The sequence below is a fragment of the Streptomyces solincola genome, assembly GCF_002982015.1.
In the GTDB taxonomy this organism is placed as follows: domain Bacteria; phylum Actinomycetota; class Actinomycetes; order Streptomycetales; family Streptomycetaceae; genus Streptomyces; species Streptomyces solincola.
The window spans coordinates 1-12,433 of sequence record NZ_PVLV01000298.1 but is presented as its reverse complement, the minus strand read 5'-3'; the positions used below and the strand labels follow the sequence as shown (position 1 = coordinate 12,433).

The 12,433-nt window shown below is 74.9% G+C and carries 14 protein-coding genes and 2 pseudogenes; 15 read left to right on the top strand and 1 reads right to left on the bottom strand.

From position 1 onward, the window contains the following. The 15 genes and pseudogenes from C6N75_RS19600 to C6N75_RS19525 all read left to right on the top strand — a co-directional run. Positions 1 to 899: segregation and condensation protein A (locus C6N75_RS19600; protein WP_105870216.1), on the top strand; the 899-nt coding region annotated here is incomplete at its 5' end. Further along, positions 899 to 1,552, top strand: coding sequence for an SMC-Scp complex subunit ScpB (gene scpB / locus C6N75_RS19595; RefSeq protein WP_105870214.1), 654 nt, complete (start codon positions 899 to 901; stop codon positions 1,550 to 1,552). The genes C6N75_RS19600 and scpB, both read left to right, overlap by 1 nt. Then, positions 1,552 to 2,700, top strand: a complete 1,149-nt coding sequence (locus tag C6N75_RS19590; protein ID WP_105870213.1) for a pseudouridine synthase — start codon at positions 1,552 to 1,554, stop codon at positions 2,698 to 2,700. The genes scpB and C6N75_RS19590 overlap by 1 nt, the downstream gene beginning before the upstream one ends. Positions 2,701 to 2,801: 101 nt before the next feature. Further along, complete coding sequence (locus C6N75_RS19585) at positions 2,802 to 3,272, top strand: hypothetical protein (RefSeq protein ID WP_256106732.1); 471 nt, start codon at positions 2,802 to 2,804, stop codon at positions 3,270 to 3,272. Between the two features lie 210 nt (positions 3,273 to 3,482). Beyond that, complete coding sequence (locus C6N75_RS19575; protein ID WP_105870212.1) at positions 3,483 to 4,196, top strand: NUDIX hydrolase; 714 nt, start codon at positions 3,483 to 3,485, stop codon at positions 4,194 to 4,196. A gap of 63 nt (positions 4,197 to 4,259) precedes the next feature. Continuing rightward, positions 4,260 to 5,303 carry an ADP-ribosylglycohydrolase family protein gene (locus tag C6N75_RS19570; protein ID WP_105870211.1) on the top strand — a complete coding sequence of 348 codons (1,044 nt, stop codon included), beginning with the start codon at positions 4,260 to 4,262 and terminating at the stop codon, positions 5,301 to 5,303. Between the two features lie 4 nt (positions 5,304 to 5,307). Continuing rightward, positions 5,308 to 6,096 (top strand): annotated as a pseudogene (locus C6N75_RS19565) (nucleotidyltransferase domain-containing protein). A 52-nt stretch (positions 6,097 to 6,148) separates the two neighbouring features. Then, on the top strand, positions 6,149 to 6,916 hold the full coding sequence (locus tag C6N75_RS19560) for a nucleotidyltransferase domain-containing protein (RefSeq protein WP_105870210.1): 768 nt from the start codon (positions 6,149 to 6,151) through the stop codon (positions 6,914 to 6,916). Then, the gene (locus tag C6N75_RS19555) at positions 6,913 to 7,248 is read left to right on the top strand and encodes a DUF952 domain-containing protein (RefSeq protein WP_105870209.1); all 336 of its coding nucleotides are present in this window, start codon (positions 6,913 to 6,915) and stop codon (positions 7,246 to 7,248) included. Before C6N75_RS19560 ends, C6N75_RS19555 begins: the two co-directional genes overlap by 4 nt. Before the next feature lie 52 nt (positions 7,249 to 7,300). Continuing rightward, positions 7,301 to 7,663 carry a chorismate mutase gene (gene aroH, locus C6N75_RS19550; RefSeq protein ID WP_105870208.1) on the top strand — a complete coding sequence of 121 codons (363 nt, stop codon included), beginning with the start codon at positions 7,301 to 7,303 and terminating at the stop codon, positions 7,661 to 7,663. Next, on the top strand, positions 7,660 to 8,745 hold the full coding sequence (locus tag C6N75_RS19545) for a prephenate dehydrogenase (RefSeq protein WP_105870207.1): 1,086 nt from the start codon (positions 7,660 to 7,662) through the stop codon (positions 8,743 to 8,745). Before aroH ends, C6N75_RS19545 begins: the two co-directional genes overlap by 4 nt. A 116-nt stretch (positions 8,746 to 8,861) precedes the next feature. Then, positions 8,862 to 9,545, top strand: coding sequence for a (d)CMP kinase (gene cmk, locus C6N75_RS19540; RefSeq protein ID WP_105870206.1), 684 nt, complete (start codon positions 8,862 to 8,864; stop codon positions 9,543 to 9,545). Further along, positions 9,503 to 10,213: a lysophospholipid acyltransferase family protein gene (locus C6N75_RS19535; protein WP_407703245.1), complete on the top strand. Its 711-nt coding sequence runs from the start codon at positions 9,503 to 9,505 to the stop codon at positions 10,211 to 10,213. The genes cmk and C6N75_RS19535 overlap by 43 nt, the downstream gene beginning before the upstream one ends. A 73-nt stretch (positions 10,214 to 10,286) precedes the next feature. Then, positions 10,287 to 11,735 (top strand): ribosome biogenesis GTPase Der, encoded by a 1,449-nt coding sequence (gene der, locus C6N75_RS19530; RefSeq protein ID WP_105870204.1) that lies wholly within the window; start codon positions 10,287 to 10,289, stop codon positions 11,733 to 11,735. Positions 11,736 to 11,821: 86 nt separating this feature from the next. Beyond that, entirely contained in the window at positions 11,822 to 12,226 is a 405-nt protein-coding gene (locus tag C6N75_RS19525) for an RNA polymerase sigma factor (protein WP_105870203.1), read from the top strand. Between the two features lie 16 nt (positions 12,227 to 12,242). Here C6N75_RS19525 and C6N75_RS19520 read toward each other — a convergent pair. Continuing rightward, positions 12,243 to 12,433: pseudogene (locus tag C6N75_RS19520) on the bottom strand (hypothetical protein); the annotation flags it as partial.

Here is a 12,433-nt window from a genome sequence, read left to right as displayed (position 1 = left end):
CCGTACCGCAACCGCCGCCCCCGCCCGTACCGGAACTGCCGGCCCCCGAGCCGGAACCGGCCCCCGGGCTGTCCGCGGCCCCCGTGCCGGCGGCCGAGTCTGTCGGCGACGGGCGCTTCACCGTGCGGCTGGCGAACTTCGAAGGGCCCTTCGACCTGCTGCTCCAGCTCATCGCCAAGCACAAGATGGACGTCACCGAGGTGGCCCTGTCCACGGTCACCGACGAGTTCATGGCGCACATCCGGGCCATGGGGCCGGACGGGGACCTCGACCAGACCACCGAGTTCCTGGTGGTCGCCGCCACCCTGCTGGACCTCAAGGCGGCCCGGCTGCTGCCCGCCGCCGAGATCGAGGACGAGGCCGACCTCGCCCTGCTGGAAGCCCGCGACCTGCTGTTCTCCCGGCTGCTCCAGTACCGCGCGTACAAGGCGGTCGCCGCCCTGTTCGACGAGCGGATGGGCGGCGAGGGCCGCCGCCACCCGCGTACCGTCGGACTGGAGCCGCACCACGCCGAGCTGCTGCCGGACGTGATCCTCGGCATCGGACCGGAGCGCTTCGCCGAGCTGGCCGTCAAGGCCATGCAGCCCAAGGCCAAGCCGCAGGTGTACGTGGACCACATCCACGCCCCGCTGGTCAGCGTCCGCGAGCAGGCCGAGCTGGTGGTGGCCCGCCTGCGCACGCACGGCGAGCTGAGCTTCGCCGCGCTGGCCGCCGACGCCCCGGACACCCTGACCGTGGTGGCCCGCTTCCTGGCCCTCCTCGAGCTGTACCGGGACCGGGCCGTCGACCTGGAGCAGGACGCCGCGCTCGGCGACCTGACCGTGCGCTGGACCGGGGCCGAGGACGGGGCGCCGCTGGTCACCGACGAGTTCGACCGGACGCCGGAAGAGGTGGAGTGATGGAGGCGGAGGCGACCGACGCCGTCGAGTCCCTGGAGCTGCGGCCCGCGCTGGAGGCCGTGCTGATGGTGGTGGACGAACCGGCCACCGAGGAGCACCTGGCCTCGGTGCTCGGCCGCACCCGCCGCGAGGTGGCGGACGCGCTGCGCGCACTGGCCGACGAGTACGACGCCCAGCGGCGCGGCTTCGAGCTGCGGCCGGTCGCCGGCGGCTGGCGCTTCTACACCCGCCCCGCCTACGCCCCGGCGGTGGAGAACTTCGTGCTGGACGGCCGGCAGGCCCGGCTCACCCAGGCCGCCCTGGAGACCCTGGCCGTGGTCGCCTACCGCCAGCCGGTCAGCCGCTCGCGGGTCTCGGCGGTACGCGGGGTGAACTGCGACGGCGTGATGCGCACCCTGCTCCAGCGGGGCCTGGTGGAGGAGACGGGCACGGAACCCGGCACAGGTGCGATCCTGTACGGGACGACGCACTACTTCCTGGAGCGGATGGGCCTGCGCGGCCTGGACGAGCTCCCGGAGCTCGCGCCCTTCCTCCCCGAGGCGGAGGCGATCGAGGCCGAGACCCGGGAAGGGGTGATGTCGTTCGATCCGGACGCCCCGGAGACGGCACGACCCGAGTACCACCAAGACGACGACAAGACGACGGACTTTTGATGCGAAGCAGCGGCAGCGGCAGGAACAGCGGCGGCAACGCCGGACGCGGCGGTAACAGCGGACGCGGCGGGAGCGGTGGCGCCGGCCGTGGCAACACCGGCCGCGGCAACCACCGCGGCGCCGGCAACAGCCGGGACGACGGCCCGCAGGGCGGCGGCCGGCCCCGCAATCCCCGGCCCGAGGAGCGCCGCTACGACGTCGGCGGCCCCGCCGACGGCGGGGCCGGCGGTCCGAAGAAGGGCCGCGGCGCCTCCGCCCGCGGCGGCGCGAAGGGCGGTCCCAAGCAGCCCAGCAGCGCGCCGCGCGGCCGGGGCCCGCGCACCGCCCCGGGGCGTTCGCGCGAGTACGACGCCCGTGCCGAGGAGCGCAACCGCGAGCGGTACGCGAACAAGCCGCAGGTCAAGACCCCGAAGACGTTCGGCGAGCAGGAGGGCGAGCGGCTTCAGAAGGTGCTGGCCCGGGCCGGCATGGGCTCCCGTCGAGCCTGCGAGGAGCTGATCGACGCCGGCCGCGTCGAGGTCAACGGCGAGATCGTCATGGAGCAGGGCACCCGGGTCGACCCGGAGCACGACGAGATCAAGGTCGACGGGCTGACCGTGGCGACCCAGTCGTACCTGTTCTTCGCGCTGAACAAGCCGGCCGGCGTGGTCTCCACCATGGAGGACCCGGACGGCCGCCAGTGCCTGGGCGACTATGTCACCAACCGGGAGACCCGGCTCTTCCACGTCGGCCGGCTGGACACGGAGACCGAGGGCATCATCCTGCTCACCAACCACGGCGAGCTGGCCCACCGCCTCACCCACCCCAAGTACGGCGTGAAGAAGACCTACCTCGCCGCCGTCACCGGCCCGCTGCCCCGCGAGGTCGGCCGCCGGCTCAAGGACGGCATCCAGTTGGAGGACGGCTACGCCCGCGCCGACCACTTCCGGGTGGTCGAGCAGACCGGCAAGAACTACCTGGTCGAGGTGGAGCTGCACGAGGGCCGCAAGCACATCGTGCGCCGGATGCTGGCCGAGGCCGGCTTCCCGGTGGAGAAGCTGGTGCGCACCGCGTTCGGCCCGATCCAGCTCGGCGACCAGAAGTCCGGCTGGCTGCGCCGGATGACCAACACCGAGGTCGGCATGCTGATGAAGGAGGTCGGCCTGTAGCGGCCCGACCCCCCGTCGGGGAGCCCGCGACCGTGTGACGGCCGCGGGCTCCCGGCGCGTCCGGAGGTGGGTCCGGGGCCGGTGCGGGTACAGCGTGCCTCGTGAGCGACGAACCGAACGAAGAGCAGCCCGCGGCCCCGGTGGACCGCCCCGACCCCGCGCACCGCCGTCCCGCCGGGGTGAGCGACCTCACCGTGGAGGCGCTGGGCGCGCTGTCCAAGGCGCTGGAGACCACCGAGCGGGCCCGCGGCGCGCTGTACGACTTCCACCAGCTGACCGGCGGGGCGGACCTGGAGCTGGACCGCGCGGTGAAGCTGCTGCGCGAGGCCGGCCACGGTGCGGCCGCCGACGAGGTCGAGCGGGAGGTGCTGGGCCGCAACGTCATCCCCGGGCACTGGACCTTCCAGATCGTCGAGGCGTACAACCGCACCTACTACCGGCCGTTCGCGGAGCTGGAGCGGCGCCTGGTGGACGAGCTGGCGGCCGGCCGCGACCACCTGTTCGAGGCCGAGATGAAGGAGTCCCGCCGCACCCGCGGCCACCCGGACCACACCGCGCGCCCGCCGGGGTGACCGGATCTCGGGGGTCCGGCGGACCGACCCGCCGGGCCCTTGCGGCAGGCCCGCGCCGCCATTTATAGTCAAGTTGACTCTTAAGGAGGCCGGTGTGCACCTCGCGGACCCGTACGGCCGGCGGACCTGGACCCACGGGGGTGGCCCAGGCTCCGACGCCGCGCCGGTGCGGCGCACCGGCCGCACCGGCCTTCCGGTCGGACGCCGCGGATGACCGGGCCCGCCGGGTACGACCCGCACGCCTTCCCGCCGTTCGCGGTCACCGTGGACCTGGCCGTCCTCACCCTGCGCGAGGGCCGGCTGCACGTGCTGCTGGTGCGCCGGGGGGAGGCCCCCTACCAGGGCGACTGGGCGCTGCCCGGCGGCTTCGTACGGCCCGACGAGTCGGCCGGGGCCGCCGCCCGCCGCGAACTCGCCGAGGAGACGGGGCTCTCCGAGGCCACCGCCGCCGGCCTGCACCTGGAGCAGCTCGCCACCTACAGCGACCCCGGGCGCGACCCCCGGATGCGGGTGGTCTCCGTCGCCTACACCGCACTCGGCCCCGGCCTGCCCGAGCCGCGCGGCGGCGGCGACGCGGCACACGCGCAGTGGCTGCCGTACGGCACGCAGGGGCCGCTCGCCTTCGACCACGACGCCATCCTCACCGACGCCCGGCAGCGGGTCGGCGCGAAGCTGGAGTACACCTGCCTGGCCACCGCCTTCTGCCCGCCCCTCTTCACCCTCGGCGAGCTGCGCGGGGTGTACGAGGCGGTGTGGGGCGTCGAGCTTGACCGGCCCAACTTCCGCCGCAAGGTCCTCTCCACGCCCGGCTTCGTCCAGGCCGTCGACGGACCGCCCCGGCTCACCGGCGGCCGCGGCAAACCGGCCGCCCTCTACCGCGCGGGCGGCGCCACCGCCCTCCACCCGCCGCTGCTGCGGCCCTGAGCACGAAGAGCCTCCACCCGCCGCTGCCGCGGCCCTGAGCACCGAGAGAACGGGGACGATGAGATGACCACCGAGCACACCGGCTCCGCCCGGCCGCGTACCGCCGTCAAGCAGGCCGCCACCGGGGCGCTGACCGGGCTGGCGCTCGGCGACGCCCTCGGCTTCCCGACCGAGTTCAGCGACCTGCCGATGATCTTCCGCAAGGTCGGGCCCTGGCGGGAGATGGCGCTGCCCACCCCCGCGATCGTCACCGACGACACCCAGATGACCCTGGCCGTCGCCCGCGCGCTGCGCACCGCCCAGGCCCGCGGCCCGCTCGCCCCGCTGCGGTTCACCCGGCCGCTGCGCGAGGAGTACGTCGCGTGGTACCGCTCGCCGGAGAACAACCGCGCCCCCGGCCAGACCTGCATGCAGGCCTGCGACGCGCTGGCCGGCGACGTGCCCTGGCAGCAGGCCAGCCGCATCCACTCCAAGGGCTGCGGAGCCAACATGCGGGTCGCCCCGGTCGGGCTCGTCCACGGCCTGAGCGACACCCAGCGGGCCGGCGCCGCCCAGTTGCAGGCCGCCCTCACCCACGGGCACCCCACCGCGCTCGCCGCCTCCGACCTCACCGCCCACGCCGTGCACCTGCTCGCCCAGGGCGCCGAACCGCTCGGCCTGGTCGGCCTGCTGCGCTCCTACGCGTACGACAACCGCTCCCGCTACCACGAGTCCTGGCTCGGCGACCTGTGGACCCACAGCCAGGACCCGTCGGCCGCCCACTTCATCGAACGCGGCTGGGACGAGTGCCTGGCCGCCCTGGAGACCCTGGACGCGGCCGTGCGCACCGCCAACCCGGAGTCCGACCCCTGCCTGCTCACCGGCGAGGGCTGGATCGCCGAGGAGGCGCTGACCACCGGGCTGCTGTGCTTCCTGCTCTTCCCCGAGGAGCCGGTCACCGCCATCCGCCGGGCCGCCTGCACCTCCGGCGACTCCGACTCCATCGCCTGCCTGGCCGGCGCCTTCGCCGGCGCGCACCTGGGCGCGGCCGCCTGGCCTCGGGAGTGGGCCGAGCGGATCGAGTACCGCAGCGAGCTCCTCACCCTCGGCGCGCTCTGGGACTCTTGATCGCATGACCGCACTCGTGGACCTCCCCGACCTGGCCTCCGTCGTCGCCGAGCAGCCCGACCCGCTGCTGTTCGCCACCGTCTCCGGCGCACACCTCTACGGCTTCCCGTCCCGCGACTCGGACGTGGACCTGCGCGGGGTGCACCTGCTGCCGGTGGCGGCGCTCACCGGGCTGCGCGCGCCCGAGGAGACCAGGGAGCGGATGTAGGACCGCGACGGCGTGGAGATGGACCTGGTCAGCCACGACCTGCGCAAGTTCGCCACGCTGATGCTGCGGCGCAACGGCTACGTCCTGGAGCAGTTGCTCTCCCCGCTGGTCGCCCACACCACCGAGGCCCACGCCGAGCTGGCCGCGCTCGCCCCCGGCGTGCTCACCTCCCACCACGCCCACCACTACCGGGGGTTCGCCGCCACCCAGTGGCGGCTGTTTCACCGGACCGGCGAACTCAAGCCGCTGCTCTACACCTTCCGGGCGCTGCTCACCGGCATCCACCTGATGCGCACCGGCGAGGTGGAGGCCCATCTGCCCAGCCTGCTCGGCGCCGTGCCCGCCCCCGGTTACCTGGCCGAACTCATCGCGGCCAAGGCCGACGCCGAACACGGCCCCGCCGACGGGGTGGAGCGCGAGCGGGTCCACGCCGACACCGAGGCGCTGCACACCGTGCTCGCCGAGGCCGAGGCGGCCACCGCGCTCCCCGACGCGCCGACCGCCTTCGACGCCCTGCACGACTTCGTCGTCCGGGTCCGCGCCGAGGGCCCCGGCCGCGCCCGCGGAGCGGCGGCGGAGGACTGAGCGGGGCGGGCCGGCCGGCGGCGGCGGGCGGACCGCGCGTAGGGTCTGCGCCATGGCGCACGGGGACGGCGGGGACAGCCGGGACAGCGGGACCGACGGGGCCTGGCTGGTGCGCGAACACACCGTCTACGCCTGCGTGATGGGCTCGCGGGCGTTCGGGCTGGCCGTCGAGGGCAGCGACACCGACCGGCGCGGGGTGTTCCTCGCGCCGACCGCCCTGCAATGGCGCTTCGCCAAGCCGCCGACGCATGTCACGGGACCCGGCGAGGAGCAGTTCAGCTGGGAACTGGAACGCTTCTGCGAGCTGGCGCTGCGGGCCGACCCGAACATCTTGGAGTGCCTGCACTCCCCGCTGGTGGAGCACGCCGACGCCACCGGCCGTGAACTGCTGGCGCTGCGCGGGGCGTTCCTGTCCCGGCGGGCGCACACCAGCTTCGTGCGGTACGCGGTGGCGCAGCGCCGCAAGCTGGAGGCTGACGTGCGGCGGCACGGGGCGCCCCGCTGGAAGCACGCCATGCACCTGCTGCGGCTGCTGGGAAGCTGCCGGGATCTGCTGCGCACCGGCGAGCTGGTCGTCGAGGTGGGGGCGGACCGGGAGAGGCTGCTGGCGGTGCGCCGGGGCGAGACCGCCTGGTCCGAGGCCGACGCGTGGATGGCGAGGCTTGCGGAGGAGGCCGACCGCGCACTCGACGGCTCCCCGCTGCCCGCCGAGCCGGACACCCGGGCGGTGGCGGACTTCCTGTACCGCGCCCGCAGAGCCTCGGCGCTGGGCGCGCCCGAGGACCCGGCTGACACCGGCGGCGGGATACTGGAGCGGTGATCTTCCACCTCGTCCCGGCCGCCGAGTGGCCGCCCGCGCCCGGCGCCGCCTACCGCCCCGGCTCGCTCGCCGCCGAGGGCTTCGTGCACTGCTCCGGCGACCACGCCGCCGTGCTGGCGGTGGCGGCCGCCCGCTACCGCGACGCCCCCGGCCCGCTGCTCGTCCTCACCATCGACCCCGGCCGGCTCGCCGCCGAGGTCCGCTGGGAGGACGCCGACGGGCGGAGCCACCCGCACGTGTACGGGGAGGTCCCGGCGGACGCCGTGGTGGACGTCGCGGAACTGCGCCGGGACGCCGACGGCCGCCCGCTGGGGATCGGGCGGCCCGGCTGACTAGGCTGAGCGCCGAGTCAGGGGCGCGCGGCACATCGTGAAGGAGTCTGAGGTGGCGGTACGAGCGGTCCGCGGAGCGGTCCAGTTGGAACGGGACGACGCGGAGCACATGCGGGAGATGGTCGGCGAGCTGCTCACCGCCGTACTCGACCGCAACGGCCTGACCGGCGACGACCTGATCAGCGTCTGGTTCACCGCCACCCCCGACCTGCACAGCGACTTCCCGGCCGTCGCGGCGCGCGGCCTCGGCATCACCGACGTGCCGCTGATCTGCGCCCAGGAACTCGACATCGCCGGCGCCATGCCGCGCGTCGTGCGGATCCTCGCCCACATCGAGACCGACCTGCCCAAGCCCGACGTCGCGCACGTCTACCTCGGCGCGGCGGCCGCCCTCCGCAAGGACATCGCCCAGTGAGAACCGCGCTCGTCATCGGAACCGGGCTGATCGGCACCTCCGCCGCCCTCGCGCTCACCGCGCGCGGCGTCGCCGTCCACCTGGTCGACCACGACCCCGCCGCCGCCCGCACGGCCGCCGCCCGCGGCGCCGGCGCGGAGGGCGCCCCGGACGGACCGGTGGACCTGGCGATCATCGCCGTACCGCCGGCGTACGTCGCCACCACCCTCGCCGAGGCCATGCGCGGCGGCGCGGCCCGCGGCTACCTCGACGTGGCCAGCGTCAAGGGCGGCCCGCAGCGCGAGCTGGCCGGGCTCGGCCTGGACCTCAGCTCCTACATCGGCACCCACCCGATGTCCGGCAAGGAGCGCTCCGGCCCGCTCGCCGCCACCGCCGACCTCTTCGAGGGCCGCCCCTGGGTGCTCACCCCCACCCGGGACACCGACACCTCGGTGCTCAACCTGGCCCTGGAGCTGGTCGCGCTGTGCGGGGCGGTGCCCGTCGTCATGGACGCCGAGGCCCACGACCGGGCCGTCGCCCTGGTCTCGCACACCCCGCACCTGGTCTCCTCCATGGTCGCCGCCCGGCTCGCCGACGCCGACGAGACGGCCGTCCGGCTGTGCGGCCAGGGCATCCGGGACGTGACCCGGATCGCCGCCTCCGAACCCCGGATGTGGGTGGAGATCATCGCCGCCAACCCCGGCCCGGTCGCCGACGTGCTCGCCGGGGTCGCCGCCGACCTGGACGACACCGTGCGCGCGCTGCGGTCTCTCCAGTCCGCCGACGAGGACAAGCGCCACGACGGCGCCCTGGGCGTCGAGGACGTGCTGCGCCGCGGCAACGCCGGCCGCGCCCGGGTGCCCGGCAAGCACGGCGGCGGCCCCGCCGCCTACGAGACGGTCACCGTGCTGATCAGCGACCAGCCCGGACAACTGGCCCGGATCTTCGCCGACGCCGACCGGGCCGGCGTCAACATCGAGGACGTCCGCATCGAGCACGCCACCGGCCAGCAGGCCGGCCTGGTCCAGCTCATGGTCGTGCCCGCCTCCGTCCCCGCGCTCACCGAGACCCTCCGCGAACGCGGCTGGTCGCTGCGGCAGTGACGGCCCGCCCCCGCGGCCCCCGCCGCTGGGCCGAACGGGTGGCGAGAGCGGTGCGCGGCAGTCGGTAACCTGGTGCGGGGGCCGTAGAGCAGCGGCGCCCGCCATCAGACCGCGAAGTGAGGAACACCGTGCAGTCAGTGATCGTCGCCATCGACGGCCCCTCCGGCACGGGCAAGTCGAGCACCTCCAAGGCGGTCGCCGCCAAGCTGGGCCTCCGCTACCTGGACACCGGGGCCCAGTACCGGGCCATCACCTGGTGGATGCTGTCCCACGGCGTGGACACCGACGACCCCGCCGCCGTCGCCTCCGCCGCGGGCAAGCCGGTCATCGTCTCCGGCACCGACCCCGACCACCCCACCATCACCGTGGACGGGCTGGACGCCGCCGGGCCGATCCGCACCCAGGAGGTCACCGCGAAGGTCAGCGCGGTCAGCGCGGTGCCCGAGGTGCGCACCCTGATCACCGACCTCCAGCGCTCCATCGCCGCGGCCGCCGCCGACGGCATCGTGGTCGAGGGCCGGGACATCGGCACCACCGTCCTCCCCGACGCCGACCTCAAGGTCTTCCTCACCGCCTCCCCGGAGGCCCGCGCCGCCCGCCGCTCCGGCGAGCTGAAGGGCTCCGACGTCACCGCCACCCGTGAGGCCCTGATCAGGCGGGACGCGGCCGACTCCAGCCGCAAGACCTCCCCCCTCGCCAAGGCCGGCGACGCCGTCGAGGTCGACACCACCGAGTTGAGCCTGTCGCAGGTCATCGAGTGCGTCGTCACCCTCGTCGAGGAGAAGCGGGCCGCCGGATGACACCGCCCGGCACCCCCGCGGCAGCCGCCAGACCCTCCGCCCGGGGCGCCGCGACCGGCCGGCGCATCGGCATCGGGCTGATGTACGGCCTGTGGAAGCCGCGCGTCCTGGGCGCCTGGCGGGTCCCCGCCGCCGGCCCGGTGATCCTCGCCGTCAACCACGCGCACAACCTCGACGGCCCCATGCTCATGGGCACCGCGCCCCGTCCGGTGCACTTCCTGATCAAGAAGGAGGCGTTCGTCGGCCCGCTCGGCGCCTTCCTCACCGGCATCGGCCAGCTCAAGGTGGACCGCTCCGGAACCGACCGCGCCGCCGTCACCAGCGCGCTGGACGTGCTGGGCCGCGGCGGCGTCCTCGGCATCTTCCCCGAGGGCACCCGCGGCACCGGCGACTTCGCCTCGCTGCGGGCCGGCCTCGCGTACTTCGCCGTGCGCTCCGGCGCCCCGATCGTGCCCGTCGCCGTGCTCGGCTCCACCGACCGGCGGGGCCGGGTCACCCGGGTGCTGCCGCCGGTGCGCAGCCGCGTCGACGTCGTCTTCGGGGACGCCTTCCAGGCGGGCGACGGCAGCGGGCGGCGCACCCGCACGGCCCTGGACGAGGCCACCGTGCGCATCCAGGAGCGGCTGACCGCCCATCTGGAAAACGCCAGGCGCCTCACCGGGCGCTGAGCCAGACTTGGACCGCGGGCCGGCCGGACATCCGCCGCCCGCCGACGACGAAGAAGAACGAGGAACGGACTTCATGAACGACCAGCACGACCACGGAGCACTCGGCGACACCGAGTACGCGGAGTTCATGGAGCTCGCCACCGAGGAGGGCTTCGACGCCGAGGAGGTCGAAGGCGCGATCGAGGAGGCCGGGCACGGCCCGCTGCCCCGCCTCGCCGTCGTCGGCCGCCCCAACGTCGGCAAGTCGACCCTGGTGAACCGCTTCATCGGCCGCCGCGAGGCCGTCGTCGAGGACCGCCCCGGCGTCACCCGCGACCGCGTCACCTACGAGGCCGAATGGGCCGGCCGCCGCTTCAAGGTGGTCGACACCGGCGGCTGGGAGCAGGACGTCCTCGGCATCGACGCCTCCGTCGCCGCCCAGGCCGAGTTCGCCATCGAGGCCGCCGACGCCGTCGTCTTCGTGGTGGACGCCACCGTCGGCGCCACCGACACCGACGAGGCCGTCGTCAAGCTGCTGCGCCGGGCCGGCAAGCCCGTCGTCCTCGCCGCCAACAAGGTCGACGGCCCCTCCGCCGAGGCCGACGCCGCCATGCTCTGGTCCCTCGGCCTCGGCGAGCCCTTCCCGGTCTCCGCCCTGCACGGCCGCGGCACCGGAGACCTGCTGGACGAGGTCCTCAAGGCCCTGCCCGAGGCCCCCGAGCAGACCTTCGGCACGGCCGTCGGCGGCCCCCGCCGCATCGCCCTCATCGGCCGCCCCAACGTCGGCAAGTCCTCCCTGCTCAACAAGGTCGCCGGCGAGGAGCGGGTGGTGGTCGACGCCACCGCCGGCACCACCCGCGACCCGGTCGACGAGCTGATCGAGCTGGGCGGCACCACCTGGAAGTTCGTGGACACCGCCGGCATCCGCAAGCGCGTCCACCTCCAGGAGGGCGCCGACTACTACGCCTCGCTGCGCACCGCGGCCGCCGTCGAGAAGGCCGAGGTCGCGGTCGTCCTCATCGACACCTCCGAGTCCATCTCGGTACAGGACCAGCGGATCATCACCATGGCCGTGGAGGCGGGCCGCGCGCTCGTCATCGCGTACAACAAGTGGGACTCCCTGGACGAGGAGCGGCGATACTACCTGGAGCGCGAGATCGAGACCGAGATGCAGCAGGTCTCCTGGGCGCCCCGGGTGAACGTCTCCGCCCGCACCGGCCGCCACATGGAGAAGCTGGTCCCGGCCATCGAGACCGCGCTCGCCGGCTGGGAGACCCGCGTCCCCACCGGCCGGCTCAACGCCTTCCTCGGCGAGCTGGTCGCGGCCCACCCGCACCCCATCCGCGGCGGCAAGCAGCCCCGCATCCTCTTCGGCACCCAGGCCGGCACCAAGCCGCCGCGGTTCGTGCTCTTCGCCTCCGGCTTCCTGGAGCACGGCTACCGCCGCTTCGTCGAGCGCCGGCTGCGCGAGGAGTTCGGCTTCGACGGCACCCCGATCCACATCTCGGTCCGGGTCCGCGAGAAGCGCGGCCGCAAGAAGTGACCCTCCGGCGGCGGATCCCCCGGGTGATCCGCCGCCGAGAGGAGTCTCCGCGCCGCTGTCGATCCGGGCGCTCCCCGTTCGCCGTCATGGTGTGCGGCGCCGAGCCGCACGCCGCGATGGGCCAGGCGACAGGGGCCGTCGCCGCCCCGCACGACGAGCCGGCCGACACCGCGCACACTTACCGGTCGCGGACCGCCGCCCTCTTCGACGTGCGGCTCGCCCTCACCCCGTCCCCGGCCGTCGCCCCCGAACGGGCCGTCGCCGTCGCCTTCCGGAACGGGCCCGCCGCCGGGCCCGCCCTGCCCGACGCCCTCGCCGGCGGCGAGCGGCTGGCCGCCCACCACCCGTACCACGCCGCCCGCGCCGAGCTGCTGCACCGGCTCGGCCGGCGACCCGGGGCGGCCGACGCCCACCGCCGGGCCCCGGACCTCGCCGGGACCCCGAGCGAACGGGGCCACCTGCGGCGACGACTCGCCGAGGTGGCCCCGTGAGGACTGCTGCGCCGGGCTACAGGCCCCGGCGCGGCGCCGGTGGCAGCGCGGCCGGCAGGTGGTGCCGGACCGGGCCGACCTGCTGCCAGCTTCCGGTGTACCCGGTGTGCTGCGCCGGGTAGGAGCCGCCGGCCGCGCCGCCCAGTGAACCGAAGGCCCGGAATCCCAGGTCCTCCTCGCCGCTGCGGTCGAACGGCAGCGTACGGA

Excerpts from the sequence above, each read along its gene's own strand:
- scpB (WP_105870214.1), top strand. The coding sequence starts at position 899 with ATGGAGGCGGAGGCGACCGACGCCGTCGAGTCCCTGGAGCTGCGGCCC.
- C6N75_RS19590 (WP_105870213.1), top strand. The coding sequence starts at position 1,552 with ATGCGAAGCAGCGGCAGCGGCAGGAACAGCGGCGGCAACGCCGGACGC.
- C6N75_RS19575 (WP_105870212.1), top strand. The coding sequence starts at position 3,483 with ATGACCGGGCCCGCCGGGTACGACCCGCACGCCTTCCCGCCGTTCGCG.
- C6N75_RS19570 (WP_105870211.1), top strand. The coding sequence starts at position 4,260 with ATGACCACCGAGCACACCGGCTCCGCCCGGCCGCGTACCGCCGTCAAG.
- C6N75_RS19560 (WP_105870210.1), top strand. The coding sequence starts at position 6,149 with ATGGCGCACGGGGACGGCGGGGACAGCCGGGACAGCGGGACCGACGGG.
- der (WP_105870204.1), top strand. The coding sequence starts at position 10,287 with ATGAACGACCAGCACGACCACGGAGCACTCGGCGACACCGAGTACGCG.
- C6N75_RS19525 (WP_105870203.1), top strand. The coding sequence starts at position 11,822 with ATGGTGTGCGGCGCCGAGCCGCACGCCGCGATGGGCCAGGCGACAGGG.